Annotated in this window: 20 protein-coding genes, 1 tRNA gene and 1 pseudogene; 8 read left to right on the top strand and 14 right to left on the bottom strand. The window is 68.8% G+C overall.

The annotated features are described in order from the left end of the window. The 4 genes and pseudogenes from TU34_RS23850 to TU34_RS03040 all read right to left on the bottom strand — a co-directional run. Positions 1 to 735: pseudogene (locus tag TU34_RS23850) on the bottom strand (hypothetical protein); the annotation flags it as partial. Between the two features lie 61 nt (positions 736 to 796). Beyond that, entirely contained in the window at positions 797 to 2,335 is a 1,539-nt protein-coding gene (locus tag TU34_RS03050; RefSeq protein WP_045821391.1) for a flavin-containing monooxygenase, read from the bottom strand. A gap of 5 nt (positions 2,336 to 2,340) precedes the next feature. Continuing rightward, positions 2,341 to 3,240, bottom strand: a complete 900-nt coding sequence (locus TU34_RS03045) for an SDR family NAD(P)-dependent oxidoreductase (protein ID WP_045821364.1) — start codon at positions 3,238 to 3,240, stop codon at positions 2,341 to 2,343. Position 3,241: 1 nt separating this feature from the next. Beyond that, positions 3,242 to 4,213 (bottom strand): alpha/beta hydrolase, encoded by a 972-nt coding sequence (locus TU34_RS03040; protein ID WP_045821363.1) that lies wholly within the window; start codon positions 4,211 to 4,213, stop codon positions 3,242 to 3,244. A 102-nt stretch (positions 4,214 to 4,315) separates the two neighbouring features. On the opposite strand from TU34_RS03040, the gene TU34_RS03035 reads away from it, so the two are divergent. Further along, positions 4,316 to 5,035 (top strand): MerR family transcriptional regulator, encoded by a 720-nt coding sequence (locus TU34_RS03035; protein ID WP_045821362.1) that lies wholly within the window; start codon positions 4,316 to 4,318, stop codon positions 5,033 to 5,035. Between the two features lie 2 nt (positions 5,036 to 5,037). Here the strand turns inward: TU34_RS03035 and TU34_RS03030 are convergent, their stop codons facing one another. From TU34_RS03030 to TU34_RS03010, 5 genes are all read right to left on the bottom strand, one after another. Continuing rightward, entirely contained in the window at positions 5,038 to 6,393 is a 1,356-nt protein-coding gene (locus TU34_RS03030; RefSeq protein WP_045821361.1) for a UDP-glucose dehydrogenase family protein, read from the bottom strand. A gap of 110 nt (positions 6,394 to 6,503) precedes the next feature. Continuing rightward, entirely contained in the window at positions 6,504 to 7,073 is a 570-nt protein-coding gene (gene dcd / locus TU34_RS03025; protein WP_045821360.1) for a dCTP deaminase, read from the bottom strand. Between the two features lie 22 nt (positions 7,074 to 7,095). Beyond that, positions 7,096 to 8,568, bottom strand: coding sequence for an HNH endonuclease signature motif containing protein (locus TU34_RS03020; RefSeq protein ID WP_052688670.1), 1,473 nt, complete (start codon positions 8,566 to 8,568; stop codon positions 7,096 to 7,098). 117 nt (positions 8,569 to 8,685) lie between these two features. Continuing rightward, on the bottom strand, positions 8,686 to 9,732 hold the full coding sequence (locus tag TU34_RS03015; RefSeq protein WP_045821359.1) for a PHP domain-containing protein: 1,047 nt from the start codon (positions 9,730 to 9,732) through the stop codon (positions 8,686 to 8,688). A gap of 53 nt (positions 9,733 to 9,785) precedes the next feature. Continuing rightward, on the bottom strand, positions 9,786 to 11,339 hold the full coding sequence (locus TU34_RS03010) for a carboxylesterase/lipase family protein (protein ID WP_160298500.1): 1,554 nt from the start codon (positions 11,337 to 11,339) through the stop codon (positions 9,786 to 9,788). Between the two features lie 207 nt (positions 11,340 to 11,546). On the opposite strand from TU34_RS03010, the gene TU34_RS03005 reads away from it, so the two are divergent. Next, positions 11,547 to 11,620, top strand: a tRNA-Gly gene (locus tag TU34_RS03005). A gap of 440 nt (positions 11,621 to 12,060) precedes the next feature. Here the strand turns inward: TU34_RS03005 and TU34_RS03000 are convergent. Then, complete coding sequence (locus tag TU34_RS03000; protein ID WP_045821358.1) at positions 12,061 to 12,330, bottom strand: hypothetical protein; 270 nt, start codon at positions 12,328 to 12,330, stop codon at positions 12,061 to 12,063. A gap of 162 nt (positions 12,331 to 12,492) precedes the next feature. Between TU34_RS03000 and TU34_RS23845 the strand changes: the two genes are divergently transcribed. The 3 genes from TU34_RS23845 (at position 12,493) to TU34_RS02985 (ending at position 16,883) form a co-directional block, all read left to right on the top strand. Then, positions 12,493 to 13,725, top strand: a complete 1,233-nt coding sequence (locus TU34_RS23845) for a hypothetical protein (protein WP_160298499.1) — start codon at positions 12,493 to 12,495, stop codon at positions 13,723 to 13,725. Between the two features lie 253 nt (positions 13,726 to 13,978). Next, positions 13,979 to 15,322 (top strand): lipase family protein, encoded by a 1,344-nt coding sequence (locus tag TU34_RS02990; RefSeq protein WP_238981145.1) that lies wholly within the window; start codon positions 13,979 to 13,981, stop codon positions 15,320 to 15,322. A gap of 295 nt (positions 15,323 to 15,617) precedes the next feature. Next, positions 15,618 to 16,883, top strand: a complete 1,266-nt coding sequence (locus tag TU34_RS02985) for a hypothetical protein (RefSeq protein ID WP_045821356.1) — start codon at positions 15,618 to 15,620, stop codon at positions 16,881 to 16,883. On the opposite strand, the gene TU34_RS02980 is transcribed toward TU34_RS02985, so the two are convergent. Beyond that, a complete protein-coding gene (locus TU34_RS02980) occupies positions 16,884 to 17,870 on the bottom strand; it encodes a GlxA family transcriptional regulator (RefSeq protein ID WP_045821355.1) in 987 nt (328 codons plus the stop codon). Between the two features lie 70 nt (positions 17,871 to 17,940). On the opposite strand from TU34_RS02980, the gene TU34_RS02975 reads away from it, so the two are divergent. Continuing rightward, entirely contained in the window at positions 17,941 to 19,281 is a 1,341-nt protein-coding gene (locus TU34_RS02975) for an MFS transporter (protein WP_045821354.1), read from the top strand. 8 nt (positions 19,282 to 19,289) lie between these two features. Beyond that, entirely contained in the window at positions 19,290 to 19,721 is a 432-nt protein-coding gene (locus TU34_RS02970) for an SRPBCC family protein (protein WP_045821353.1), read from the top strand. A 68-nt stretch (positions 19,722 to 19,789) separates the two neighbouring features. Here the strand turns inward: TU34_RS02970 and TU34_RS22190 are convergent, their stop codons facing one another. From TU34_RS22190 to TU34_RS02955, 3 genes are all read right to left on the bottom strand, one after another. Next, positions 19,790 to 21,043, bottom strand: coding sequence for a PE-PPE domain-containing protein (locus tag TU34_RS22190; protein ID WP_052688666.1), 1,254 nt, complete (start codon positions 21,041 to 21,043; stop codon positions 19,790 to 19,792). 140 nt (positions 21,044 to 21,183) lie between these two features. Beyond that, the gene (locus TU34_RS02960; RefSeq protein ID WP_150116361.1) at positions 21,184 to 22,884 is read right to left on the bottom strand and encodes a cellulase family glycosylhydrolase; all 1,701 of its coding nucleotides are present in this window, start codon (positions 22,882 to 22,884) and stop codon (positions 21,184 to 21,186) included. A 650-nt stretch (positions 22,885 to 23,534) separates the two neighbouring features. After that, complete coding sequence (locus TU34_RS02955) at positions 23,535 to 24,107, bottom strand: nucleotidyltransferase family protein (RefSeq protein ID WP_238981144.1); 573 nt, start codon at positions 24,105 to 24,107, stop codon at positions 23,535 to 23,537. 190 nt (positions 24,108 to 24,297) lie between these two features. Between TU34_RS02955 and TU34_RS02950 the strand changes: the two genes are divergently transcribed. Then, positions 24,298 to 26,277, top strand: a complete 1,980-nt coding sequence (locus TU34_RS02950) for a solute carrier family 23 protein (RefSeq protein WP_045821351.1) — start codon at positions 24,298 to 24,300, stop codon at positions 26,275 to 26,277.

Here is a 26,277-nt window from a genome sequence, read left to right as displayed (position 1 = left end):
GTCGAGGGGAGGCGCCGCGGGGACAGAGGTGTCGAGGGGAGGCGCCGCGGGGACAGAGGTGTCGAGGGAGGGCGCGGCGGGGACAGGGGCGTCCGGCGATTCGTCGTCCCTGCGGCGCCGGGCACCGATGGCGGGGACCTCGGCCGCGGGTCCGGGGTCCCGCAATGCGACGGCCGGTATCGGGGCGAGGTGCGACAGCGTCGGGAACAACCCCGGCCACTGCTCGTGCTCGGGCATGAAGACCAGGGCACCGACCGGCGGTGCGGAGTTGAGAGCCACTGCCTGCCACAGACTCTGGGCCGCCAGCAGGTGCGGCTGCAGTCCTGCGTAGTAGTCGCGTCGCGACACGCGGAACATCGCGACGTGGCGCGCGCCCATCGCGAACGCGCCGTCGGTGACCGCGAGCCGTGCGCGGATGTCGGGCATCAGGTCGATCAGCTCGGTTGCCCATTCGAACGACGCCGGACGCTCGACACGACCTGACCGCACCAGGTGGTCGGCCATCGACAGATCGAGCATGCGGGGACAGAGTTTGCCGTCACCGCGCTCGACGAGGCTCGCGCCGGTCGAGCTGTCGACGACGGCGGTCCGCAGGCCACCCTCGTTGAGTTCGACCAGCACGAATGCGGCGCAGTCGGTGATGCCCGAGGCGGCGAGCGTCCGCTGCACCTCGTGCAGCAGCGACTCGTCGAGCATGACCGCACCGGAATGCGGCGCGCGTTGCGCAGTGGACATCTTCCCCCCGAGACACGACCGTCGCCATCCCCACGGCGCCGATCGCGTTCGAGATTATCACTCAGACGCGGGACACCCGGGCGTGTGATGCGCGGTCGTCGAGGGCGACCGCCGTGAAGTCCCGGGTCAGGTCGACCCCGCGCATCTGTGCGACGTACTGGGTGGCGAAACCCGGGTACATCGTCGCGTTGAAGCCGTCGGCGGTGAGATACCAACTGCTGCATCCGGAGTTCCAGGTGGTCTTCGTCAGGCGACGCTGGATGTCGGCGTTGTGCCGATCCTGGGCGTCGCGCCGTACGTCGAGCACCGCGAGTCCTCGCCGCAGCACGGTGGTGACGGCCATCGTGATCGCGTCGATCTGGGCCTCCATGTAGACCAGGGCCGAGCTGTGCCCGGGGCCGGAGTTGGGGCCGAAGGTGAAGTAGAGGTTCGGGTATCCCGAGACCGCGAAGCTCCGGTAGGCGTAGGCGCCGCGCGCGAACTCGTCGCCGAGCACCCGTCCCTCGCGACCCGTGATGGGGATCGGTGAGCCCTGCTTGGACACCTCGAAGCCGGTCGCGAACACCAGGCAGTCGAACTGGTGCTCCACACCCTCCACCGTGCGCACACCGCGCTCGCTGATGCGGGCGATGGGCCAGGTGATGAGGCGGCAGTTGTCCTTCTGCAGCGCGGGGTAGTACTTGCTCGTCATCAACAGGCGCTTGCACCCGGCGCGGAAGTCGGGGGTGAGCTGGCGTCGCATCCACGGATCGCTCACCTGCGCACGCATGTTCGCCTTCGAGACCGCCTCGACGACCCGGGTGAGCGGCGAGTTCCACACGACACCCAGCGCGACCGACTCGTGCCCCCAGTACCAGGCGGTGCGCGCGGCCGACTGCAGGAGGGGGATCCGCTTGTAGGCCTTGCGGGTTCGTGAGCTCACCGCCGGGTTGAGGCGCGGCAGCACCCAACCGGGGGTCCGCTGGAACACCGAGACCTGCGCGGCGCGGTCGACCAGTTCGGGGATGATCTGCACCGCGCTGGCGCCGGTACCGATCACACCGACCTTCTTGCCCGTGAAGTCGTAGTCGTGGTCCCAGTCGGCGCTGTGCATGCGCGTGCCCGCGAACTCCTCGATGCCGCGGATGTCGGGGTACCCCGGTGTCGACAGCGGACCCGACGCGACGACGACCGTGCGCGCGAAGACCGGATCGGCACCGGCGATGGCCACCTCCCACACACCGTTGGGCTCGTCGAACACGACGCCGGTCACGGTGGACCGGTAGCGGATACGGCGGTCGAGATCGTGGTCGGCGACCATGCGGTCGATGTAGCGCAGGATCTCCTCGCTGCCCGAATAGGTGTGTGACCAATCGGGATTGGGCGCGAACGAGAACGAGTAGAGGCGCGAGGGGATGTCGCACGCCGCACCGGGGTAGGTGTTGTCGCGCCAGGTGCCGCCCGGTCGGGTGTCGCGCTCGATGAGCACGAAGTCCTCGACGCCGGCCTGCTGCAGCCGGATCGCCGTACCGATGCCGGCGAACCCCGCACCGATGATGACCGTCTCGTAGACGGGTGAGTCCACGAGATCGCGGGGGTTGGTGGTCGAATCGTCGGCCATGCGGGTCACACTCCTGGGGCGGTGGTCGTGGATGTCGGTTGTGTCGCGAGCGCGGTGGGCGCCGTGGTGGGGGCGACCGCCGGCAGCAGACGGTTCAGCAGGCCCGCACCGGCGGTGTAGGTCCGGGGCAGATGACGTTTGGCGGCCCAGATGGCCTTGGCGTCGAGCTGCGGGACGACGTAGAGCTGCCCGCGGTCGTGGGCGTCGAGGGTGCCGCGGGCGACCCGCTCGGGCGACAAGCCGGTCCAGCGCATGAGGGTGCCGGCGAGGCGGCTAGCCTCGGCGGTGATGCGGCCGTCGACGGCGACGTTGGTCTTCACGAACGTCGGGCACAGCACGGTGACCGCGAGGCCTGTCCCGCCGAGTTCGGCGGCGATGGTCTCCGACAGGGCCAGCACCCCGGCCTTGCCGACGTTGTAGGCGGCCATACCGGGGGCGGCGGAGAACGCCGCGGTCGAGGCGACGTTGATCAGCCCGCCGCGACCCGCGCGTCGCAGCTGCGGGACGAACTTCTCCGAGCCGTAGACCATGCCCCAGAGGTTGATCCCCAGCGCCCACTGCCAGTCCTCGAGACCGATCTCCCCCACCGGCTTGCCGCCGATGCCGACACCGGCGTTGTTGATCATCAGCGAGGTAGGTCCGCCGAGCAGTTCCTCGGCGCGCTCGGCGAGGGCGTCGATGTCGTCGGTGCGCGAGACGTCGCAGAACACCGCGTGCGCCGTTCCCGACCCCGCGCGCTCGATCATCTCGACGGTCTCGGCGATGCGGTCGTGATCGATGTCGGAGCAGACGACCTGGCCGCCGCGGCGGGCGAGTTCGAGGGCGAAGGCGCGGCCGATGCCGCTGCCCGCGCCGGTGACGACCGCGCGCGCCTGGCGCGTGCGGGGGGTGGTTCGGGGACTCATGTCATGCACTCCGTCGGTGTCCGGTGGTCGAGTGGTCGCGTCGTAGCGCGGTGGTGAGGAAGACCGCGGCCGCTGCGACGGCGCGGTCGGCCTCGGGGATGAGGCGGTCGAAGGCCTGGAAGACGTGCATCTGACCGGGCCAGATCTGCAGTTCGCACCGTCCGCCGGCCGCGGTGACCACCTCGGCGACCTTGCGCGCGTCGGCGCTCAACATCTCGGCTCCACCGGCCTGCACCAGCATCGGCGGCAGCACCGACCCCTTCGCCAGGTCGAGTCGCAGTCGCGGGCCGTCGTGGTCGGCGCCGCGCGTGTAGTGGCCGACCAGGCGGGCCGCGGCGTTCGCCGAGATCATCGGGTCGCGGCGTACGCGTTCGCGCTCGGCGGCCAGCGCCAGCGTGAGATCGAACAGCGGCGACATCATCACCACCGCACCGGGCTGGGGCGCGTTCTCGCGGGCATTGCAGGCCAGCAGGTCGAGGATGAGGTGACCACCGGCGGAGTCGCCGGCGAGGACGATGTCGGCGGGTTCGTGTCCGGTGGCGATCAGCCATCGGTAGGCCGCGGCGACGTCGTCGGCGGCGGCCGGGAAGAGATGCTCGGGGGCGAGGCGGTAGTCGACGCTGAACGCCGCGATCCCCGACGCCTTCGACAGTCGCGCCACGAGCGCGCGGTGGGTGGCCGCCGAGCAGATGGCGAACGCCGAGCCGTGGACGTAGAGGATGACTCGGCGGGTGTCGGTGACGCGGCGGTGGCGCACCCACTCGCCGCGGACCGGTGACCCGTCGTCGGTGGCGGTCCGGACCCGGTCGACCTGGGTGCCGGCGGGCACCCGCCCACCGAGTCGCATGGTGGTGGCGACGAGTCGTCGGGTGAAGCGCACGCCCTGCGGCGTGGCGGGGACGCGCTCGGCGAGCGGCGGCAACCACAGCGCGGTCGAGGTGACCAGGGCGCGTGATCGGAGGGAGCTTCTCACGCCGACGAGATCACCACAGATGGTTACACTTGTCAATGTCACGTTTGATCATGAGACAAACGCAAATGGCAGTGGTCGACCTGGCGGTATGCTTCTGCGCTGATGACTGAGTATCGGATCGACGACCTGGCCCGCGCCGCCGGGACGACCACGCGCAACGTGCGTGGCTATCAGGACCGGGGGCTGCTACCCCGTCCTGCGAAGCGTGGTCGGATCGCGATCTACACAGACAATCATCTCGCCCGTCTGACCCTGATCAACAACCTCCTCAAGCGCGGTTTCACCGCGCGCCACATCGCCGATTTCATCCGCGGGATGCAGCGCGGCGACGGCCTGGCCGAGGTGCTCGGCATCGAGGAGATCCTCGCCGAGCCGTGGGCGAAGACCCCCACCGAGCGGATCTCGGCCGAGGCACTGGAGTCGATACTCGGTTCCTCCGAGGCCGCCGACTACGCCGCGATGGTCGATCTGGGCCTCATCGAGCGCGACGGCGACGACTACATCCTGCTCGACCGCGACACCGTCTACGGCATGGGGCGACTGATCGAGCTGGGTCTCGCGCTGCGCTCGCTGGTCACGGTGTTCGGCAAGCTCGACGAGAACCTCGACGGCGCCGCACAGACCCTGATCTCGGCGGCGCGCGACGAGTTCGTGGCCCGGCGCGGCGACGGATGGATCCCGCGCGGCGACGAGGAGTCGGAGTGGGCTGCGGTGCTCGTCACCGAGATGCGCGCGGTCGCCACCAAGACCGCGCACAACGCGCTCAACCGTGCGCTCGATCGCACGCTGAAGGAAGAGCTGAAGGACTACCTCGGGAGCTGAGGTCAGCGGGTATGCGACGACGGGGCGACGACGCGCGGCGTGCCGCCCAGGCCGTGGTACTCCCAGCCGGCGTTCATCCACACCGCCGGGTCGAGGCAGCGCCGCCCGTCGATGATCACCTTCTTGCGCACCACCGGTTCCAGATCGGCCGGCTTGAGTTCGAGGAACTCCGCCCACTCGGTCAGCACCAGCACCGCGTCGGCGAGGTGGCAGGCCTCGCGCGCGGAGTCGGTGTAGTCCAGGGTCGGGAACAGCTTGCGCGAGTTCGCCATCGCCTTCGGGTCGTAGACGCTCACCGCGGCGCCCTTGAGCTGTAGCTGTCCCGCCACGTTGAGGGCGGGTGAGTCGCGCACGTCGTCGCTCTCGGGTTTGAACGCCGCTCCGAGCACTGCGATGTTCGACCCCAGGAGGCTCCCGCCGCACGCCACGGTCGCCAACTCCACCATCGCCGTGCGACGCCGCATGTTGATCGAGTCGACCTCACGCAGGAACGTCAACGCCTGCGACGCACCGAGTTCACCGGCACGCGCCATGAACGCCCGGATGTCCTTGGGCAGACACCCGCCACCGAAACCCAAGCCCGCGTTGAGGAATCGGCGTCCGATGCGCTGGTCGTAGCCGATGGCGTCGGCGAGGGTCGACACGTCGGCCCCGGCGGCCTCGCACACCTCACTCATCGCGTTGATGAACGAGATCTTCGTGGCCAGGAACGCGTTCGCCGACACCTTCACCAGCTCGGCGGTCGCCAGATCGGTACGCAGAAAGGGAGTTTCGGCCGCGAGGATCGGTGCGTACACCTCCTCCACCTTCGCCACGACGGCGTCGGGATCGCCGTCGGGGTCGAGCCCCAGCACGATGCGGTCGGGCCGCAGGGTGTCGGCGACCGCGAAGCCCTCGCGCAGGAACTCGGGGTTCCAGGCGACGGAGATGTCGGCGGAGGTACCGGTCGCCGCGATCCGCTTCTTGATCTCCACCGACGTACCGACGGGCACCGTCGACTTGCCGATCAGCAGGTGCGAGCCCGTCAGACGCGCCGCGAGTTCGTCGACCACCGAGAACACGTACTTCAGATCGGCGGCGTACTCACCGCGCTTCTGCGGCGTACCGACACCGAGGAAGTGGACGTCGGCGAACGCGGCCGCCTCGTCGAAGTCGGTCGTGAAATGCAGCCGACCCGACTCGAGGCTGCGGGCGAGCACCTCCGGCAACCCCGGCTCGTAGAACGGCACCTCGCCGCGGGCGAGCATGGCGACCTTCTCGGCGTCGACGTCCACACCGAGGACGTCGTGGCCCAGCTCGGCCATACAGGCGGCGTGGGTGGCACCGAGATAGCCGCACCCGAAGACAGTCATCCTCATGAACCGCGACTGTACAAGGCGAATCTCGTTGGTCGCCAACCCAACAGTGCGGTGTGGAACGTACGCGTGAACGCGATCCGACGCCGGCGTTACCGGCGTGTGTCATCGGGTCAGGAATTGCCGAAGTTCAGATATGCCTTCGATGGGGTGGGGCCGCGCTGGCCCTGGTACTTCGATCCGACCGAGGCGCTGCCGTACGGGTTCTCGGCGGGGCTGGAGAGTCGGATGAGGCACAGCTGGCCGATCTTCATCCCGGGCCACAGGGTGATCGGCAGGTTGGCGACGTTCGACAGCTCCAGCGTGATGTGGCCGGTGAAGCCCGGGTCGATGAAGCCTGCCGTCGAGTGCGTCAGCAGTCCGAGGCGCCCCAGCGACGACTTGCCCTCGAGGCGCCCGGCCAGATCGTCGGGAAGGGTGCAGACCTCGAGTGTCGATCCGAGGACGAATTCGCCGGGGTGCAGGACGAACGGTTCGCCCTCGGGCGGCTCGACGAGGCTGGTCAGCTCGTCCTGCCGCTGCGCCGGGTCGATGTGGGTGTAGCGGGTGTTGTTGAACACCCGGAACAGCCCGTCGAGGCGCACGTCGACGCTCGACGGCTGCACCAACGCCGGGTCGTAGGGGGCGAGCGCCAACCGGCCGCTGTCCAGCTCGGCACGGATGTCTCGATCGGAGAGCAGCATGCGCACGAGGTTAACGCAGCGGTCAGGTGACCCACGGGTCGCGCCGTGCGGGACCGGCACGGTCGTCGCAGACGCGTTCCCACGCCTGCGCGAGCAGCTCGTCGGGGTGATGGGCGTGGTTGATGCGCGGCCGTCTCTGAGGGTCGATCGATGCGGGCGGGATCCATGCGACCCGGCCGCGGTATCGCCCCTCGGTGACCAGCTCGGTGCGCCACTGGTGGGGCTCGTCGCCGGCCATCGGGTGGTGGTCGAAGCATGCGGCGCCGAGATTCGTGATGTCGGTGGGCCCGCCGTTGCGCCACTCGTCGAGGTGGTGGGCCTGCGTTCGGGTCTGTGCCACCCGGCATCCCGGGAAGGTGCAGCCCCGCGACCGCAACCACTCGGCGATCCGCTGAGCCACCGTGGCCAGTCGCCGTGTACGACCGAGATAGAGCGGCATCCCTGTCGGATCGAGGATGCCGAGCAGCGCGTTGTTCTCCTTCGCGAGGTCCACGAGGTCCTCGACCGGCATCTGCGACGCGGTCATCGTGTCGGCGACACCCGACATAGCGATCAGTTCGTCGAGTGTCATGGTGGCGACGACCTGGGCGGGCGAACCGCCGTGCGAGCCGAGGGTGCCGGTCGCGATCACGCGCGACAGCATCGCCGAGAGTGCATCGTGCCGTCGCTGCGGGGCCGAGCGGGTGTCGCGTCCGGCGGCGGCCTCGGCCAGGTCCCGATCGGTGTCGGGGTCGGTGCGTGATCCGGCCGGCGACGCGGGGTCGTCGGGGTTGTTCATCCCGGGCGCGGCCCAGGCATCGAGGAGGACGTCGAGCATCGCGCGGGTCGCGGGGTCGAGGGTGGCGGTGAGCTTCGACATCAGCGCGGCGTCCTGAGCCGACACCGACAGCCCACGCTGCAGCGCACGGTCGCCGTCGCCGGTCAACGAACCGTCGGGATCGAGGTGGGCAAGTAGTCGGTCGCCGACACCGCTGACCTCTCGCGGTGAGAGGTCACGGGCGAGCTCGACCATCGTCGCCTCGGCCGAGACACGGACGTCGTCGTCGACCGCCGAGGGGATCTTGTCGAGGACGGTCAACACGGCGTCGGCGCTCTGTTCCGACAACGTGCCGTCGTAGATCCCCATCGCGACATCGAAGTGGCGCGGTTCGGTGACCTCGCCGGTGATGCCTGTCGTGGGGCAGGTCGCGGCAGCCACGCGGACGCGCCGATGCGCCTCCGCCGACGACAGATGGAGTTCGCCGGTGAGCATCGATGTGACCCTGCGATAACCCCATTCGGAGTAGGAGCCCCGCGAGGCGACCTCGGTGACCACGTTGTGCGATACGACTCCGAGCTTGCGTCCCACCCGCTCCACGCTGTGCATCAGCTCGCGCAGCTCGGCGTCGGCCAGGGCCGACATCGGTGCCGACTGCATCTCCTCGACCGTCTCCTCGAGCGCGCGGAGCATGTCCGAGACCGCGAAAGGTTCGACAGGCCAGGCGATCACCGACATCTGTCCACCCCTTCCCGACCGGAACCGCTCCCCCGAGCGACTCCCATCAGTGTAGAAGAGGGGTCCGACAACACCCGAAAACCGTTGCTCGGCCTGTGGACAACGCCGATCGGTGCACTACCGATCCGATGCCCACTCGCGTACCCGTTCCACCGGCCAGGTGGTGACGATACGCTCGGCCGGGATCCCGTGCTGCTCGGCCCGTTCGCATCCCAGCGACTTGAAGTCGAGCTGCCCCGGCGCGTGGGCGTCGGAGTCGATGGCGAACAGGCACCCGAGGTCGCGCGCGATCTCGATGAGGTCGTCGGGTGGGTCGACGCGTTCGGGTCGGGAGTTGATCTCCACCGCGGTACCCGTCAGCGCGCAGGCCTCGAACACCACGTGCGGATCGAAGCGCGATTGCGGTCGCTGGCCGCGCCCGCCCGTGACCAACCGCCCGGTGCAGTGGCCGAGGACGTTGACGTGCGGGTCGCTCACCGCGGTCAGCATGCGTCGGGTCATCGGTCCGCGATCCATCTTGAGGTTCGAATGGACTGATGCGGTGACGATCTCGAGGCGGTCGAGCATGTCGTTGGTCTGGTCGAGGGCGCCGTCGTCGAGGATGTCGACCTCGATGCCGGTGAGCAGACGGAAGTCGTCGTCGCGGGCGGCGTTGATGTCGGCGACGACCTCGATCTGGTGGGTGAGCCGTTCGGCCGAGAGTCCGTTGGCGACCCGCAGCCGCGGCGAGTGGTCGGTCAGGGCCATCCATTCCTGGCCGAGTGCCGCTGCCGCATCGACCATCTCGTCGATCGACGCTCCGCCGTCACTCCAGTTCGAGTGGGCGTGGAGATCGCCGCGCAGCGCCTCGTAGAGGTCGGCACCGCCCTCGGCGAGTGGGGCGGTCTCGGTCTGCAGGGTGTGCAGGCGGGCCGGCACCTTCCCGCGTATCGCCTCGTTGATGACCGTTGCCGTGGACGTTCCGATCCCGCTGATCTCGCCGATCGCGTGACGCTCCACCCGCGCGCGGGTCTCGTCGAGGCCCAGCTGCGCCACGATCCCGGCCGCCTTGCGGAACGCCTCGACACGGTAGGTGCTCGCACGGGCACGCTCCATGTGGAACGCGACCCGCAGCAGCGCGTCGTACGGCGTCATGGGGGCGGTCAGGTCGGAGACGGGCCTCATGCGTCCAGTCTCCCACCGCCCTCAGACGTGGTGCGCTGCCCTCGTCCGGGGATTCACGCTCCCCAGACCCCGCAGTGGTGCAGCGCGTCGAAGCCGGTGCGCATCGACGACGCCGAGGTGTCGATCGAGAGGAATCGCCCGTCGGGCGTCCACGAGGGCAGACCGGGACCGTTGGGCCGGCCGGTGCGGGCGAAGGTCGTCCACTGCGCCTTCATCTGTCGGGCCAGGGCCGCCGAGGCCCCGGTCCACGGGATCGGCACGCCGCCGAGGCGCGAGAACAGGAACGGGATCTCCGAGGCGTGGAACGCCCCCGACAGCAATGGATTCGACCGGCCGAGGGGCGCTGCGGTGAACCGGTACTGCCACACCGTCGCGCCGACCGCGCGTGCCGCGGCGGTGGTCGCCGAGGCGGCGCAGGCGAACAGGGAGTCGGTGTAGACCGCGGCCAGCGCGTCGGCCGGTGTGCGGTATCGCGAGAGCGGGTAGGCGGCGAGTACGGCATCGGCGCGATCGGGGTACACCGTGCGCACCGTGGAGCGGAAGCTCTCCGCCGTCGGGATACGACCGTTCGCGTAGTCGAACAGCGCCACGAACAGGCGGCCCTCGTCGGCGTTGCTGCCGATGATCAGCGGGATGTCGGCCGCTGCGCCGTTGCGCAGTGCCTCGTCGGGGGTGGTGGTCAACACGACGTCGTCGATGAACGGCGTCCACGTGGCCAGCGGCGAATCGAACTTCGTCGTGGGCGAGTCGAGGAGTTTGTCGATCGGCAACCTGCGCAGGCACGCGAGGCGGGTGCGCGGGTCGGTGCAACCCGTGCTCGCCGCGTACTTCTCCGAACGCTGGTAGCCGATCTCCTTGCGGGGCGGCACGAGTGGGCTGCGCACACACGGACCGCTCTCGATGATCGCCTTCTGAAACAGTCCGCGCGATCCTGGTGCCGAGATCTGGGTGCACACGCTCATCGCACCGGCCGATTCCCCGAAAAGGGTCACATCGTTCGGGTCGCCGCCGAAGCGGCCGATGTTGTCGCGCACCCAGCGCAGCGCGAACTGTTGGTCCTGGGTGCCGTAAGTACCGGTGGCGCCGCCGGATTCGGCCGCGAGTTCCGGTAGGGCCATGAAGCCGAACGGTCCGAGTCGGTAGTTGGGCACGGCGATGATGACGTTGCCGGTGCGGGCCATCTCGGCGGGCGAGTCGTACTGCTGGTTGGAGCCGAGCACGTAGGCGCCGCCGTAGAGGTAGACCATCACGGGGAGTCGTTGCGTCGCAGCCGAATCAGGTACGTAGAGGTCGACGCTGAGGCAGTTCTCGCTGTTGGTGAACGGCGACAACGCCGGCGGGATGCCCCCCGGCAGCGACTGCGGGCACTGTGGGCCGTGGGTGGTGGCGCGCCTGACCCCGGGCCACGGCGCCGCAGGGCGCGGTGCAGAGAAGCGCGCCGCCTGGGCGAACGGCACCCCGAGGTACTGCGTGATGCCGTCGACGCGGGCGCCGCTCACCGCGCCTCCGGCCACCGACACCACCGGCGTGCGCGCGGATGCCGCCGGCGCGACCAGGAACGAACAGATGACGGCGGCCACCAGGGCCACATACAAGCGAGTGCGCACGCTGCCTCCATAGGCGTTGAGTTCGTCCATCAAGCCATGGGGACACTCCTTGTCGGCATGGTTTTGTGGTGAAACTACTACCGGTCACACTTCCGCTGCCACCGCTTGTCACATCGCACAGTCGGCCCGGACCGCCCGCCTGAGCAGCGCGATCGCCGACCGCCACCCCGGGCTTTGCTAGGCTTTCACCGCGCGGTCACCGCGCACGCCGATGTAGTTCAATGGCAGAACATCAGCTTCCCAAGCTGAATACGCGGGTTCGATTCCCGTCATCGGCTCCAGGTTCATCCCAGCCCGGCGCCTTCCACTCGCCGTCACCCCGATGCGCGCGCGGCTCGATGCATCCGCGCGGAAGCGACACGCTCGACGAGCTCAGCGAGGGTCCGTGGGCTCACGAGAAGGTGCGAATGACTCCGGTCTGCGGATCGTCTACAGGTGGGATATCCGCGTCGGCCGCGCACGGTGTCGCGTCTTGAGTGGTCGAAGTCGGGATCACATCAGGAGGCATTTTCCTCCAGCGCGCGGGGGTCATGGTCATGTCGCTCAATCTCTTCTTCGGACACAGCACCCGCTCTCCTGTTCCTCTGGCCTGACCGACGCTACGCGCTCCTCATCGCAGGTGGGCGATGTGTTGAACCGCTCCCCACCCAACCCGATTCGGCGCGACAGGCCGGAACGGGTGCGGCATTCGCCCCGCCGCCTCGAGATGCGGCGTCACCGTTCACGCGCGATGCGGATTCCGACGGCCGATCACGAGACGCGCTGCAGTGGCGAGCAGAACGAGCACACCGAGGACTGCCACGACGATCCCTGTGCTGCTGGGGTCGTCACAGTTGGCCAGAACCGACGCTCCGGAGAAGCGATTGAGATCGGGTGCGAGGCATCGGTCGTGCTCGCGCACCGCAGCAACGCGGAGCGCGACACCGACGACCACGAGCACGACACCGGCGGTCGTCCCGATCGCGAACGCGATCCGACTGTTCGTCGTCACGGCTCGCAGGCCGCCTTCCTGTGGATGTCATCCGAACGCGCTAATAGCTGCTGACCGCCGCTTTCGCTGAATATGCCTGTATTTCGATTTTAGGTACTACCGCGTACTAACGGTGCTACCTTCCGCTCGCCCCCCAGGTCAGAGCGAAAGGTCCCCCTCCCCATGACTGCCATCCTCCGAAGCCGTAGGACACTCGTCCCCCTTGCCGCCGCAGCTGCCGCCGGCGCCATCCTGTTGCCCGCCGCGATCCCCGCATCCGCCGCCAGTGGCTTTGCCACACAGGTGGTCTCCGAATCCCGGGCGCTCGTCGGATCGGCGACCAACACCGTCGTCACGTCGGCGGCGAGCCTCATCGCCGAGACGCCCACCCTGCTGCGCACACTCCCCCTAAACGACACCGCCAGCATCATCGCCGCGCCGACGAACCGCGCACTGCTCGGCCCGGCCCTCGCCGCCGCATCCGACCCGACGGCCGATCTGATCGCCGCACTGCAGTCCGCGATCACCAAGCTCGGCACGGCGCTGTCGGACGCGCCGCGCAACCTCACCATCACGGCCGGACAGCTCCTCGACGGCAATGTCCGGGCGGCGCTGCAGACGTTCTCCAACATCCTGATCCAGCCGATCGTCCTGATCGGACTGCTCGACCTGCCCAACATTGCCTCGGCGTCCTCGCAGCTCAACCCGTTCCTCGCGCCGGTCTTCAACGCGCTGCCCAACATCGCGATCAACATCGTGGTGACCGCGCTGCAGCTGTTCACCAACGCCCGCGAGGGCGTCGCCACCATCTACGAGGGCATCCGCGACGGACTGAAGGCCGGCGACATCGGCGCGGCGGGCGCCGCCATCACGACCGGGATCTCGAACATCCTGGCGCAGGGCAGCACCGATCTGTTCGGCGAGAACGGCGTCATCGCCGCCCTCAAGCAGTCGGGCGACGACTTCCTCAACGCGATCGGCCAGCTCGGCAAGCCGGCACCGACCGCCACGAACTTGCTGCGCGCCACGAGCAACGCCGCCGTCGCCCCGAGCACCACCCCGGCGACAGAAGCGTCCGCGCCGGCCGAGACCACCTCGACGACATCGAAGGCCGCCGACACCACGTCGACGGTGACCGCGCCGGCCACCACCGCGCCCGAGACGACCACGTCGACGCCCGCGACCTCGACGCCGGAGGCCACCACGCCGTCGACGTCCGGCACGGCGCCCGCCGAGAGCACCTCGACCCCCGTGGCGGCCGAGTCGGGTACGGCAGCAGCCGCGTCCGGCACGGCTACGTCCGGTGACGCCGCGGCGGGGTCCACCGCCTCGGCGACCTCGCCCGAGTCGGCCGCGCCCGCGGCGTCGAAGGCGGGTGCTTCGGCACCGGCTGCGTCCGCGTCGACGTCCCACTGACACCTTCTCGTCCGGTCTGACACGACACGACACCGACCGCGGCGTCGTCCGCCCGCGTGGGAACGTCCCCACGTGCGGCGGGCGGCGCCGTGTTCGTCGTTTGTGACCGGTTCCCAAGCGATCTCGCGAACCGCTGTTCGGTGCCACCACAGGGCGCCGGTTCCTCCATGACACGCCACACACAGGCCGTGAGCCTGTCTTATAGTCAGCGCGAAATCTGCAGACCGCTGACGACGTGAGGGATCACCCCATCGTGACCGACGATCGACTCCTGCTCCGACGAGCACGCACCGCATGCCTGGCCATCATGACCGCGACCGCGCTCACCACAGGCGTGGCGGGTGTCGCGCAGGCGGCCCCGGCTCTGGCCCCCGCACCCACCCCGGCCGCCTCGCCGGTGAACGACTCCTTCTTCACCCCGCCCAGCCCGCTCCCTGCGGGCAAGCCCGGAGACATCATCCGGTCGGAGAACCTGCCCACCGCGATCACCATCCCGAGTCCCGAGGGAGCGGTGCCCGCGAAGGCGACTCGCATCATGTACCTGAGCATCGACGCGAACGGCGAACCGATCGCCGTCACCGGTTACTACCTGCAGCCGGTGAGCGAGTGGAAGGGCCCCGGCCCGCGTCCGGTCGTCGCCTACGCGGGAGGCCTGCACGGCCAGGGCGACCAGTGCGCCGCCTCGAAGTTGTTGCAGGAAGGCGTGACCTTCTCGTTCCCCGGCGGGCCGATGGCCGAGATCGAACAGATCGTCACCCTCAATCTGGTGAAGCTGGGCTACGGGGTCGTCTCGAGTGACTACATGGGTGGCGGCACCCCCGGCACGCACACCTTCGGCAACCGCGTCGATCAGGCACACGCCGTCATCGATGCGGCGCGTGCCGCCCTGCATCTGCCCGAGGTGTCGCCGGACGCGAAGGTCGCCCTCGCCGGATACTCCCAGGGCGGCGGGGCGACCGCGGCCGCAGCCGAACTCGTCGATTCGTACGCCCCGGAGCTCCCGCTCGTCGGCATCTACACCGGCGGCGTCCCGGCCGACCTCCTGCGCGAGATGAACTACCTCGACGGCAACCGGCTCGGCGGCGTCATCGGTTACGCACTGAACGGCGCGAGCTACCGCTACCCCGAGTTCAAGGAGCGCGTCTCCACGGTCCTGAACCCCTACGGCAAGCAGACGATGGCGCAACTGTCGGGGGAGTGCATCGTGCTGACCTCGGCACGCGGCAAGCCCAGCACCCGTGACTGGACGGTGTCCCACAAGTCGTTCGGGCAGCTCGTCACCGAGGACCCCATCCTCAGCAAGTACGTGCACATGCAGGACATCGGGAACCTCAAACCCACTGTGCCGGTGCTGCTCACGGGAAATCCCGATGACCCGACCGTGCCGATCGTCCAGGAACGCGAGCTGTACTCGAAGTGGTGCGCGAAGGGCGCGACCTCGCTGCAGTACGAGGAGATCCCCTTCCCCATCCGACTGATCGGTGGTTCGACGTTCGGCCATGTCGCCGGTGGGATCAGCGGCTTCCAGCGCGCGGTGTCGTGGTTGTCGGATCGCTTCGCGGGCAAGCCCGCGGTCACCGGCTGCTCGCGGGGCTGACGTCCTCGCGGAGACCTCTCCGCCCGACCGGTGATGTCTGCCGACCGTCGTCTCGAAGATCAGCCGCGATCGTTAATCGACGTGATCACTGGTTAGGCGCGAGAAGCCCGGGGGCACAGGCTTTCCCCCGTTCCGTGGTGTCGGCACCACCCACCGGGATGTCTTGCTACATTTCCGCGGGAACGGACGCGGGGTCCGGTCATCGCAGTCGGGAGCGCACGTGGCGTCGTCAGTGTCAGCAGGTAGGAACCGTCGGTCGAAGGGACGCCATCGCGTCCACACGCAGTCGACCGCGGTGACCGCCGCGGCGTCGGCCGCCGTGGTCGCCGGGCTCGTCTCCGGGGGCGGGACCACCGCCACGGCGGCGCCCTACCAGCTCGTCCAGGACTGTGTCGCGGGAAGCAACGCGGTGACGTCGAACGTCGACTGCTCGGGATCGACCGCTCCGGTCATCGGCACGCTCGTCAAACAGCTGGTACCCGCGCAGGTCTCGCAGATCCTCACCACGCTCGGCATCGGCGTCGACAGCAAGGCCGTCGTCGCGTTCGGCAACGGCACCGCGTCGATCAAGGGCAGCGGATTCACGATCGCCGCGAACACACTGTCGGGCGGCCTCATCTTCCCGACGGGCGGAGCCGCGAAGGCCACCGCGGTCGATCCGTTCAGCGGCGCCGTCGCCATCAGCACGGGCAGCGGAAACGCCACGTCCACCGGCATTCTCGGCGTCGCGATCACTGCAGCGGGCTCGGACCAGACCGCGAACGCGTTCGCCCTCGGGGGCCTGGCGAGCGCGATCAACGTCACCGTCCCACTGCTCTCACCGGTCACCAACGTCAGCTGCCTCGCGGTGTTCGGCCATGCGAGCGCGAGCGGCGTCGGCAGCTGCACCAGCGTCCTGTTCATCTTCACCCAGACCAACGCCGCCGGATCGCCCATCACCTACTTCTCGATCGCCGACCCGACGTCGTTCACCCTCGGCGACGGCGTCATCCCGATTCCGCGGTTCACCCGCGACCTCGTCCGCATCGGCGTCGGCGGCCCGAACGGCATCACCGTCGAGAGCGGCGCCGCACCGCAACTCGGCACCGGCGGAGGCACCCTCTCGTCGTCGCGCAAACTCGTCACACTGTCGGCGCCGCAGGCCCTCGGCAAGATCAGCACCACGAACCTCCGAACGGCCATCGCGCCTGCGGCGCAGAGTGCATCGCCGGTGGACACCCAGAACGATCCGGTGCCCGCAGCCGACGACTCCACCGCGTCGACCGACACGACCACCGAGACCGGTCCGGTCCTCCCGGCATCGGTCACGCCGCCGCCGGCCCAACCGTCGTCGATCACCCCAGGGCCCCAGACAGGGACCGTCGCCACCACACAGACGACGGACTCGACGACGGGGACCCACCGCAAGCCCGACACCGACACGTCGACGGGCTTCAGCATCACTCCCCCGAGCACCTCTCCGGGACCCGCGACGGCGCCGAGCAGTTCTGCCGCAACGGGTTCGGGCACCACCGGTGGCACCTCGACCATCACCGCATCGGCGTCGCAGGCCCCGGCCTGATCAGCCGACGCCGGTGAAGGTGCGACGGTAGGCCGACGGCGACATCCCGATCCCTCGGCGCAGGTGGTGGCGGAGGTTGTCGCCGCTACCGAGGCCCGCGAGGGTCGCGACGGCGTCGATCGAGAGGTCCCTGCGCTCCAACAGCTCACGGGCGCGGTCGATCCGGCGTTTCCGGACCCAGGTTCCCGGTGCGTCGCCGGTCTCCTCGCGGAAGCGCCGGTTGAAGGTGCGGGTGCTCATCTGTGCGTGCGCGGCGAGCTGGGACACGGTCAGGGGTTCGGTGAGGTTTGCCAGGGCCCATGCGCGTGTCGCGGCGGTCCCCTGGTCACCCGGGTCGGGCATGGGAGCCGAGATGAACTGCGCCTGACCACCTTCCCGCCACGGTGGCACCACGCAGTAGCGTGCGACATCGTTGGCGACGGCGCTGCCGTGGTCGGCGCGGATGATGTGCAGGCACAGATCGATGCCGGCGGCGAGACCGGCCGAACTCAACACGCGGCCGTCGTCGACGAACAGGACGGCCTCGTCGAGGTCGACGTCGGGATAGACCGCACGGAAGTCGGCCGCGGCACGCCAGTGGGTGGTCGCGCGGCGGCCGGCGAACAACCCGGCCGCGGCCAACACGAACGCGCCGGTGCAGATCGACACGATGCGCGCGGTCGACGGGACACGTGCCAGAGCGGCAGCGAGTTCCGGTGAGAGGACGCCGTCTCGGCGCACCGAGGGATAGCGCGTCCCCGGGACCACCACGGTGTCCGCGTTCGCCAGCAGTTCGGGACCGCCCGTCGGCATGAGGCCGTATCCGGTGGTGGTCGCCACCGGACCCTCATCGAGTCCACAGGTCGCCACGTCGTAGAGCGGATGGCCGGAGGCGTCGACCGCCTGACCGAACAGCGCCGAGGGGATGGTCGCGTCGAACCCGACCGCAGGGGCGAGAAGCAGGACCACCACACGGTGCGGGGCCGGGGGATGCGGATCGACAGTCATGGCACGATCTTCACACATTGTGGCATTGCTGCCAATGGCGCGGTGGAGGGCCGTGGCGCATATTTGTCCGATGACGTTCACTCCTCGACGGTCGATCGCACCGGGCCGACCCCGCCTGCACCGGGCGTGGATCGTGGCCGCGGTCAGTTTCGTCGCCATCCTCGGCGCCGCCGGATTCCGCGCGGTCCCCAGCGTGATGATGGACCCGCTGCACATGGAGTTCGGCTGGTCGCACGCCACGGTCGGCGCCGCGATGTCGGTCAACATGATGTTGTTCGGTCTCACGGCCCCGTTCTCGGCTGCGCTGATGGACCGTTTCGGGGTTCGACCCATCCTCGCCGTCGCGCTCGTGCTGATCGCGACGGGCACCGGGGTCGGCACGGTGATGACGGCGAGCTGGCAGATGCTGCTGTTGTGGGGCGTGCTCGTCGGTCTCGGCACCGGATCGATCTCGATGGGCTTCGTCGCCACCGTCTCGACGCGGTGGTTCGTGGAGAAGCGCGGACTGGTCACCGGCATCCTCACCGCCGCCAGTGCCACCGGCCAGCTGATCTTCCTTCCGGTGGTCGCCGCGGCCACCGACCGCTTCGGATGGCGCTGGGCTTCGCTGATCGTCACCGGAGCCGCACTCGCCGTCGTCCCCCTCGTCCTGGTGTTCATCCGCGACCGACCGGGCGATGTCGGGCTGCGCCCCTTCGGCGCGACGGCCGACGTGGCACCCGCACCGCTCGCGGCGGGGAGCTTCTCGGCGGCGTTCAACGGTCTGCTGCGCGGCGCCCGGGTCCCGGTGTTCTGGCTCCTGGCAGGGAGTTTCGCCATCTGCGGGATGACCACCAACGGCCTCATCGGGACGCACTTCATCCCCGCCGCGCACGATCACGGCATGCCCACCACCGTCGCCGCCGGCCTTCTGGCCACCATCGGCGTCTTCGACGTCGCAGGCACCATCTTCTCGGGCTGGCTCACCGACCGCGTCCGACCGCAGGTGCTGCTCGTCGTCTACTACCTCGGCCGCGGGGTGTCGCTGATGCTGCTGCCCGCACTGTTGTCTCCGCACGCCGAGCCGAGCACCTGGGTCTTCATCATCTTCTACGGCCTCGACTGGGTCGCGACGGTGCCGCCGACCATCGCGATCTGCCGCGCCTGGTTCGGCGACGCGACCCCGGTGGTGTTCGGCTGGATCTTCGCCGCACACCAGATCGGTGCTGCCGTCGCGGCTTTCGGGGCCGGCGCGATCCGCGACGCCCACGGCGACTACGATCCCGCGTTCTGGGTGGCCGCCGGGTTGTGTGTGGTCGCCGCGGCCGCGTGCCTGGCCATCCGCATGCCGAGCGTCGACGCAGACGACCACGACGAGATCGGGACGACAGGTCCCACGAAAGCTATGTATCGCTCTACGTTGTCACGTTAGGGTGACGCATGGTCAGCGGACACAGCAGTATCGACATAGCAGCCCCTATTCCCGAGATCCTCGACGCGATAGCCGATCTCGAGTCCTACCCGTCATGGTCTCCGATCCACAAGGAGGTCGAGATCCTCGAGCGCGACGACAACGGACGGCCCGCGAAGGCGCGGATGACGGTGTCGTTGATGGGCATCAACGACGAGCAGGTGCTCGCCTACACGTGGTCGGACACCGGCGTCAGCTGGGATCTGGTGGAGGGCACCCAGCAGAAGGCCCAGCACGCCGAGTACTCGCTCACCGAGTCCGACGGCGAGACCCACGTCGAGTTCGAGATGAGCCTCGACCCGAAGATCCCGGTGCCCGGGTTCCTCATGAAGAAGGGCAAGAAGACCATCATCGACATGGCCACCGTCAGCCTGCAGGAGCAGGTCGCGAGCCGCGCCTGAACCACGATCGGCCCCGAATCACCCTTCGACGCACCAGATCCCCGCAGACGGTCGTCCCGCCCCGCCACTCAGGCGGCCGGGGCGACCGTTCGCGTCGGTGAGGAGTCGTCGTCCGACGACCCCGCGCCGGACGTGCCCGACGTCGTCGGGGTGGACGGACGGGTGGTCGTGGCCTTGGTCGACGCCGACGTGGGAGTCCCCGAGGTCGTGGTGTCCTCGCCGCCCGGCGACGTGGTCGTCGAGGTCGAACTCGTCGTCTCGGTGGTGGCGGAGGGCGAGGTCGCCGAGGTGCTCGACTCCGTCGACGACGCCGGTGTGGCCGACGTGGACGTCGTGGTCGACGTGGATGGGGTGGTCGACGCGGAGGCCGTGGTCGACGCCGTCGACAGCGACGACACCCGGCGCGCCGCGGTCACGGTGGAGACCACCGGCACCGAGCGGTCGTAGGCCTTCTCGATCTCCGAGCGCAGGAAGCTGTCGAGTCCGCTCAGCAACTGCGGTGGGATGCCGAGGCCGTAGAGCCCGGCGAGCAGCGGCAACGAACTCTTGAGCGTGACGTAACGGGTGTTGCCCTCGGTGTAGTCGCTGACGATGTTGTCGGGATTCGACGGGTCGGCGTCGTAGTAGAAGCCGTGCAGCGTCACGATGCCGATCAGCGCGTTGACGACCGCGAGCAGGTTGCGGGTGTCCTTCGGGAAGTCGGCATAGCCGTCGTACTGCCACGCGATGTCGGTGACCTTGTAGTTCGAGGGGGCGCTCTCACCGTCGAAGGTGATGTCGAACGGGAACGGGATCTTCAGTCCGGCGAAGCGGCCGAGCAGACCACCGGTGGGGCGGTTGGGGTTGCCGAACACCAGGAAGCTGACGTTCGCCGGTGACGGGGTCCCGGGCGTGCCGCTCTCGGCCTGGAGCTTGCGCACCAGCTTGGTGATGACGTTCGCGCTCGACGAGTACCCGACGACCACGATCTGACCCTCGGGGTCGGCCGCGAGGGTGCGCGCGATGGCGGCGGAGATCTTCTCCACGCCGTCGGCCTGCGAATCGTCGTAGGTCTTGCCGCCGAAGAGCAGGGAGACACCGCCCGACGTCGCGGTCCACGGGACCTTGGTGAGCGTGTAACCGGCGTACGGGGTTCCCTCGGCTCCGGAGAAGTAGCCGCTGAGCTCCTTCTCCATGTTGGCGCCGCCGCCGTTGTCGTTACCGCCCATGACCAGCAGGGTGTTGGCGCCGGCGGAGGCTCCGAGCACCGTCTGCAGCGCGAGGAGGAGTGTCGCGGCCAGGGCGACGAGGGTCAGTCCCGCTGTCCGTACGAATCGCTTCATCGGTTTCCCCCACCGTTCGATCCCCGCGCGACATCAAGGATGCGTCGCGACTGATCGAATATGTCACAACTCGGGCCTGCTCATTTACATATGAGCAGGCCCGAGCTGTGAATCCGTGCGATCGGGGGACAGATGGCGCGTCAGGACACCGGGGTCGTGGCGGCCACCTTTCCCGAGGTCGACGCGCCGGCGGTCGACGGTGCACTCGTCGACGGCGTGCCGGTGGAGGCGGCCGTCGTGGGCGAACCGGTCGCGGTGGTCGCCGCGGTGGTCGCCGCGGTGGTCGCCGCGGTGGTCGCCGGGGTGGTCGCCGGCGGGGCCGAGGTCGTCGTCGCCGTGGTGGTCGGCGAGGACACGGAACGCTGCGCGGTGGTCGTCGCGGTGGTGGGTGCCACCGCGGCGGTCGTGCTCGACGGGGTGGTGCCCGACGGTGCGGTCGACGACGAGGGCGTGCTCGACGAGGTCGGCGCGGTCGAGGCGGCCACGGTGGGCGTCGACGTGGAGGTGATCGCCACGGTGTTGGCCGTCGCGGTCGCCACGGTGGTCGCCGGTGCAGCGGCCACGGTTGCGGTCGGCGGTGCGAACGCTGCGGCGAGGGCCGCCGCGAGTGCCTGCAGCCACTGCTGGAGCGCGGCCCCGAGGGCAGCGGCCAACGCATCACCCGGGTTCGCCGGCGGGGTCACGACCGGCGGCGTGGTCGGGGTCGTCGGATGCGCGGCGATCCAGTCCTTCACGACCTGGGCGGCGGGCTTCATCGTCCAGTCGTCGCGGTAGAGGCCGAAGGTGGCCTCACCGTCGGTGGTGTTCGACGACGACCGGTCGACCGTGGTGTAGAGGAAGGCCTTGCCGGCGTACGACAGTGAGTTCCAGGCGTCGAGGAAGTCCTTGATGTAGCTCGCCTGCTGGGCCTCGGCGGCCGGCATGCTCGGGTTGATGGTGCCGGTGGGCAGACCGTACTCGGTGGCCCAGATCTTCTTGGCCGCATCACCGTTGCCCTCCATGAGGGCGCGGATCGCGTTGAGCTGGTTGAGCGGCGACTGTCCGAGAGTGGCTCCCTGGGAGAAGGGCGTCGTGTACTGGTACGGGTGGAACGACAGGGCGTCGAAGTACCCTGCGGCACCCGCGGCGTACATGCCCTTGACGAAGTCCACCGGGTTCACCGAGAAGCCGCCCCACGAGATGACCGAACCGAGGACGCCGCCGATGACGGTCGCCTTGGAGTCGGCGGCCTTGATCGCGGTGTAGCCGGCCTTGAGCATCTGGGTGTAGAGCGCCGGGTCGGGGTTGCTCAGTCCGAGTGCCGAGTTGGGCTCGTTCCACACCTCATAGGCCGAGACCTGGCCGGAGTATCGCTTGGCCAGCACCGACATGAAGTCGCCGTAGTCGGAGATGTTGGCCGGCGGCGCGTAGTAGTCGCCGTACCAGGTGGTGGGCCGCGCCCAGGCGGGCGTGGTCGTGACCACGCCGAGGATGGTCATCCCGCGCGCCTTGGCGGCGTTGACCATGTTGTCGATCGACGACCAGTTGTACTGCCCGTTCGCCGTCTCGGTGAGGCCCCACGGGATGACGATGCGCACGTCGTTGACGCCCAATGCCTTCATCGCATCGAGGGATTTGGCGACCTTGGCGGGGTCCTGCGCCTCGAGGAAGAGGTCGGAGTCGGAGATGCCGACGGTCAACGACACCTGCTTGATGGCCGCGACCTCGACGCTGGTGTACCGCACCTCCGACTTGGCGAGGAACGCCACCGAGGTGAAGGCGCAGACCATGGCGGCGAGCACGACCAGAACCGTGAGTTCCAGCCGGGACATCCGGACCGAGGAGAGAATTCGACGTCGCACTGTGTTTCTCCGTTCATCGACGTCGGACAGGGCTGATCGCCGCGTCCGGATTCCCCCCGGTTGCGTTGTTCAGGTCATCAAAAGCGCACGATTCGTCGGAAGAACCCTCGACGTCTCGTCATCGACGAGTGAGCCGAACGGTTGCCCCGTGAACCGTTGGATAAGGTGTGTCGGCGTGCGTGGAGAGCCGCGCCTGCGATCGCGGTGCCGCTATTTCGACTCTATAACGCTCGCTGTGGGGAATCGTAACCACAAATTCCATAACTCGGCAAACAATGGCGAAATTCGCCCAGACTTCACCAAATGACGTGAATGTGATTCGATCGGCCACCCAGGGAGTCGTGGCGCCCTGAACTGGGCCGAAACAGGACATGGCGCCCTGGAAAGGGCGTGACAGAAGGTCTGCGATCACTTACTCGGTCATCCGTCTCGTCGCTTTCGACAATGCCGCCGGGTGCATCACGGCGCCTGCCGGACTGCAAAACATCTGAACGGTTAGGGCCATTGTTGATCTTTTGCTCAGCCCAAATTTTCGTTACACGAACCGATACACAATTCATTACAGACTGGAATGTAATTACTGAATCGATGCCGTCCGATTCACCGGATATCACCGGAGAAACAATTGCGGCACGATGCCGAGGGGGCGATCAGCGATCGATGTCGTGGCCGTCGGAGAGGTCGCCGCACTCGACATCGACGACGTCGCCGCGTCCGGCCAGGAATGCCCCGGCACCCCGGTCACCGGCGAGACCGGCGCGCACCGCCGCGAGGTGGTGCGCGCCGAGGTAGACCGGATGGCCGGGCCGGCCGCCGAACACGGCGCGCGCCAACGAGTCCGGGTGGCGCCGCGAGGCGGCGAGCACCCTCCGCACGTGGTCGGCACGTGTGTCGGGAGTGTCAACAACGAGTAACACCACGCCGGTGTCCGCACCCTGCGCCACGGCGGCATCGAGCCCCGCGCGTACCGACGCAGACAGGCCTTCGGCCCAGTCACCGACCACCACGGATATGGCCGGGTGGGCCACGTCCACCACCGCCGCCCCGAGGGTCACCACCACACGGTCGCACCCCCCGTCGACCAGTGCATCCACGGCAGTCCGCAACCATCGACCTTCGGCCGCAAGTACTTTCGGACCGCCGAAGCGCGTGCCGGCACCGGCGGCGAGGACCACGCCGACCACCTGACCGCCGCCGCGAACCCCCCGTCCGGGAGCGCTCACGACGGCACCGCGGCGCGGCACCACGGAGACGGCAGAGACGATGGACGTTCGCGGCCGCGGCGAGTTAACACGCGGGCGTCCATGGCACGCCATTGTGCCGCCCACCGCGCGCGAGCGGCGTGATCGGTCCATCCTGATCTCGGAGTCGAGGTGACGTCAGGGGTGCGCCACCAGATCGGGAGGTACGACCATGACCAGATCCGGTGCCGGGACGAAGCCGACCGCGCGCACGAAGCGTGTACACCCCGTCGATCAGGTGCCCCCCGCGGGCAAACTGTTCACCCTCGGCCTCCAGCACGTCATCGCGTTCTACGCCGGCGCCGTGCTCGTGCCCCTGCTGATCGCCAACGCGATCGACCTCGACGGCGAAGCGCTGACCATGCTGATCACCGCCGACCTGTTCACCTGCGGCATCGCCTCGTTGCTGCAGGCGGTCGGAATCTGGAAGATCGGCGTGCGACTCCCGCTGCTGCAGGGCATCACGTTCGCGACCCTGGCTCCGGTCATCAAGATCGCCAACGACCACGGCGGTGGCCGCGTCGGTCTGCTCACCGTCTACGGCGCGGTGATCTCGGCGGGCGTGTTCACCTTCCTCATCGCCCCGTTCTTCGCCCGCCTCATCCGCTTCTTCCCGCCGGTGGTGACTGGGACGCTCATCACCATCATCGGGATCTGCCTCATCCCGGTCGGCGCCGGCGACGCGACGCGCGACCCGGCGAGCCACAACCCCGATCCCGGCAACGGTCGGTGGCTGCTCTACGCGATCGGCACGATCGTGATCATCGTGCTCATGCAGCGGTTCTTCCGCGGCTTCTGGGCGACGATCTCGATCCTGCTGGGCCTCGGCGTCGGCACCGTGATCGCGTGGGCGGTGGGCGACACGAACTTCGACAGGGTCGGTCAGGCGGGCTGGGTCGGGTTCACCAACCCGTTCGCCTTCGGCTGGCCGCGGTTCGACGTGATCGCGATCGTCTCGATGATCGTGGTGCTGCTGGTGGTGGCCGTCGAGTCGACCGGCTCGGTGTTCGCGACCGGTGAGATCGTCGGCAAACGCATCCGCAAGGAGGACATCGCCGCGACCGTGCGCGCCGACGGCCTGGCGACCATCATCGGCGGATCGTTCAACTCGTTCCCGTACACCGCGTTCTCCGAGAACGTCGGACTGGTGCGCCTCACCGGCGTGAAGAGTCGATGGGTGGTCGCCGCGGCGGGCGGCATCATGATCGTGCTCGGTGTGCTCCCCAAGACCGCGAAGATCGTCGAGTCCATACCGTCGCCCGTCCTCGGCGGCGCGGCGCTGATCATGTTCGCCACGGTGGCGATCGTCGGCATCCAGACGTTGACGACCGTCGACTTCACCGACCACCGCAACCTCATCATCGCCAGCACGTCGGTGGCCATGGGCCTCTACGTGCAGTTCTCCCAGGCCGCCGCACCCGCGACGGTGCTCGAGAACGGCGCCGAGGTGAAGGTGCCCGCCCTGCCAGGCGTCGACGAGGCCGTGCCGGGACTGCTGCAGATCCCGTTCAGCACCGGCATCACGATGGGTGCCATCACCGCGATCCTGTTGAACCTGTTGTTCTTCCACACCGGCAGCCGCGGGCCGGCGGTGGCCGGCCGCGGATCGATCCGACTCGCCGAGGTCAACGAGATGACGATCGAGCAGTTCCGGTCGACGTTCGGCGGCGTGGTCCAGGGTGCGGGATGGGTGGTCGACCGCGCCTACGCCCAGCGCCCGTTCGAGACCGTCAACGACCTGCGCGCCTCGTTCCAGGAGGCCATGCTCACCGGCAGCGACGACGAGCAGTTGACGCTCATCAACGCGTTCCCGGATCTCGGTGCCGAGGACGAGTCCGGCGACCCGATGGCCGTGGACCACACGGGGCTGTCTCATCTCGACGAATCCGAGCACGCCGACGTGGTCGCGCTGGCAGCCGCCTATCGTGAGCAGTTCGGCTTCCCGCTCGTCATCTTCGCCCGCGAGGCCGAACGGTACGAGAGGGTGCTGCGGAACGGATGGACACGCATGGACAACTCACCGGCCGGCGAACGCGCGTTCGCGCTGATCGAGATCGCCAAGATCGCCAACCGCCGCTTCGACGACCTCGTGGCCGACGCCAACCCCATCGCCACCGCGCGGTTCAGTCGCTTCGACGAACTGGTGCGCTGA

The organism is Williamsia herbipolensis (assembly GCF_000964005.1).
In the GTDB taxonomy this organism is placed as follows: domain Bacteria; phylum Actinomycetota; class Actinomycetes; order Mycobacteriales; family Mycobacteriaceae; genus Williamsia_A; species Williamsia_A herbipolensis.
The sequence above is the reverse complement of the archived record's forward strand: the minus strand, read 5'-3'. Positions and strand labels throughout refer to the sequence as shown.

Coding starts and splice junctions, on each gene's coding strand:
- TU34_RS03050 (WP_045821391.1), bottom strand. CDS start 2,335: ATGGCCGACGATTCGACCACCAACCCCCGCGATCTCGTGGACTCACCC.
- TU34_RS03045 (WP_045821364.1), bottom strand. CDS start 3,240: ATGAGTCCCCGAACCACCCCCCGCACGCGCCAGGCGCGCGCGGTCGTC.
- TU34_RS03035 (WP_045821362.1), top strand. CDS start 4,316: ATGACTGAGTATCGGATCGACGACCTGGCCCGCGCCGCCGGGACGACC.
- TU34_RS03030 (WP_045821361.1), bottom strand. CDS start 6,393: ATGAGGATGACTGTCTTCGGGTGCGGCTATCTCGGTGCCACCCACGCC.
- dcd (WP_045821360.1), bottom strand. CDS start 7,073: ATGCTGCTCTCCGATCGAGACATCCGTGCCGAGCTGGACAGCGGCCGG.
- TU34_RS03020 (WP_052688670.1), bottom strand. CDS start 8,568: ATGTCGGTGATCGCCTGGCCTGTCGAACCTTTCGCGGTCTCGGACATG.
- TU34_RS03015 (WP_045821359.1), bottom strand. CDS start 9,732: ATGAGGCCCGTCTCCGACCTGACCGCCCCCATGACGCCGTACGACGCG.
- TU34_RS23845 (WP_160298499.1), top strand. CDS start 12,493: ATGACTGCCATCCTCCGAAGCCGTAGGACACTCGTCCCCCTTGCCGCC.
- TU34_RS02980 (WP_045821355.1), bottom strand. CDS start 17,870: ATGACTGTCGATCCGCATCCCCCGGCCCCGCACCGTGTGGTGGTCCTG.
- TU34_RS02975 (WP_045821354.1), top strand. CDS start 17,941: ATGACGTTCACTCCTCGACGGTCGATCGCACCGGGCCGACCCCGCCTG.
- TU34_RS02970 (WP_045821353.1), top strand. CDS start 19,290: ATGGTCAGCGGACACAGCAGTATCGACATAGCAGCCCCTATTCCCGAG.
- TU34_RS22190 (WP_052688666.1), bottom strand. CDS start 21,043: ATGAAGCGATTCGTACGGACAGCGGGACTGACCCTCGTCGCCCTGGCC.
- TU34_RS02950 (WP_045821351.1), top strand. CDS start 24,298: ATGACCAGATCCGGTGCCGGGACGAAGCCGACCGCGCGCACGAAGCGT.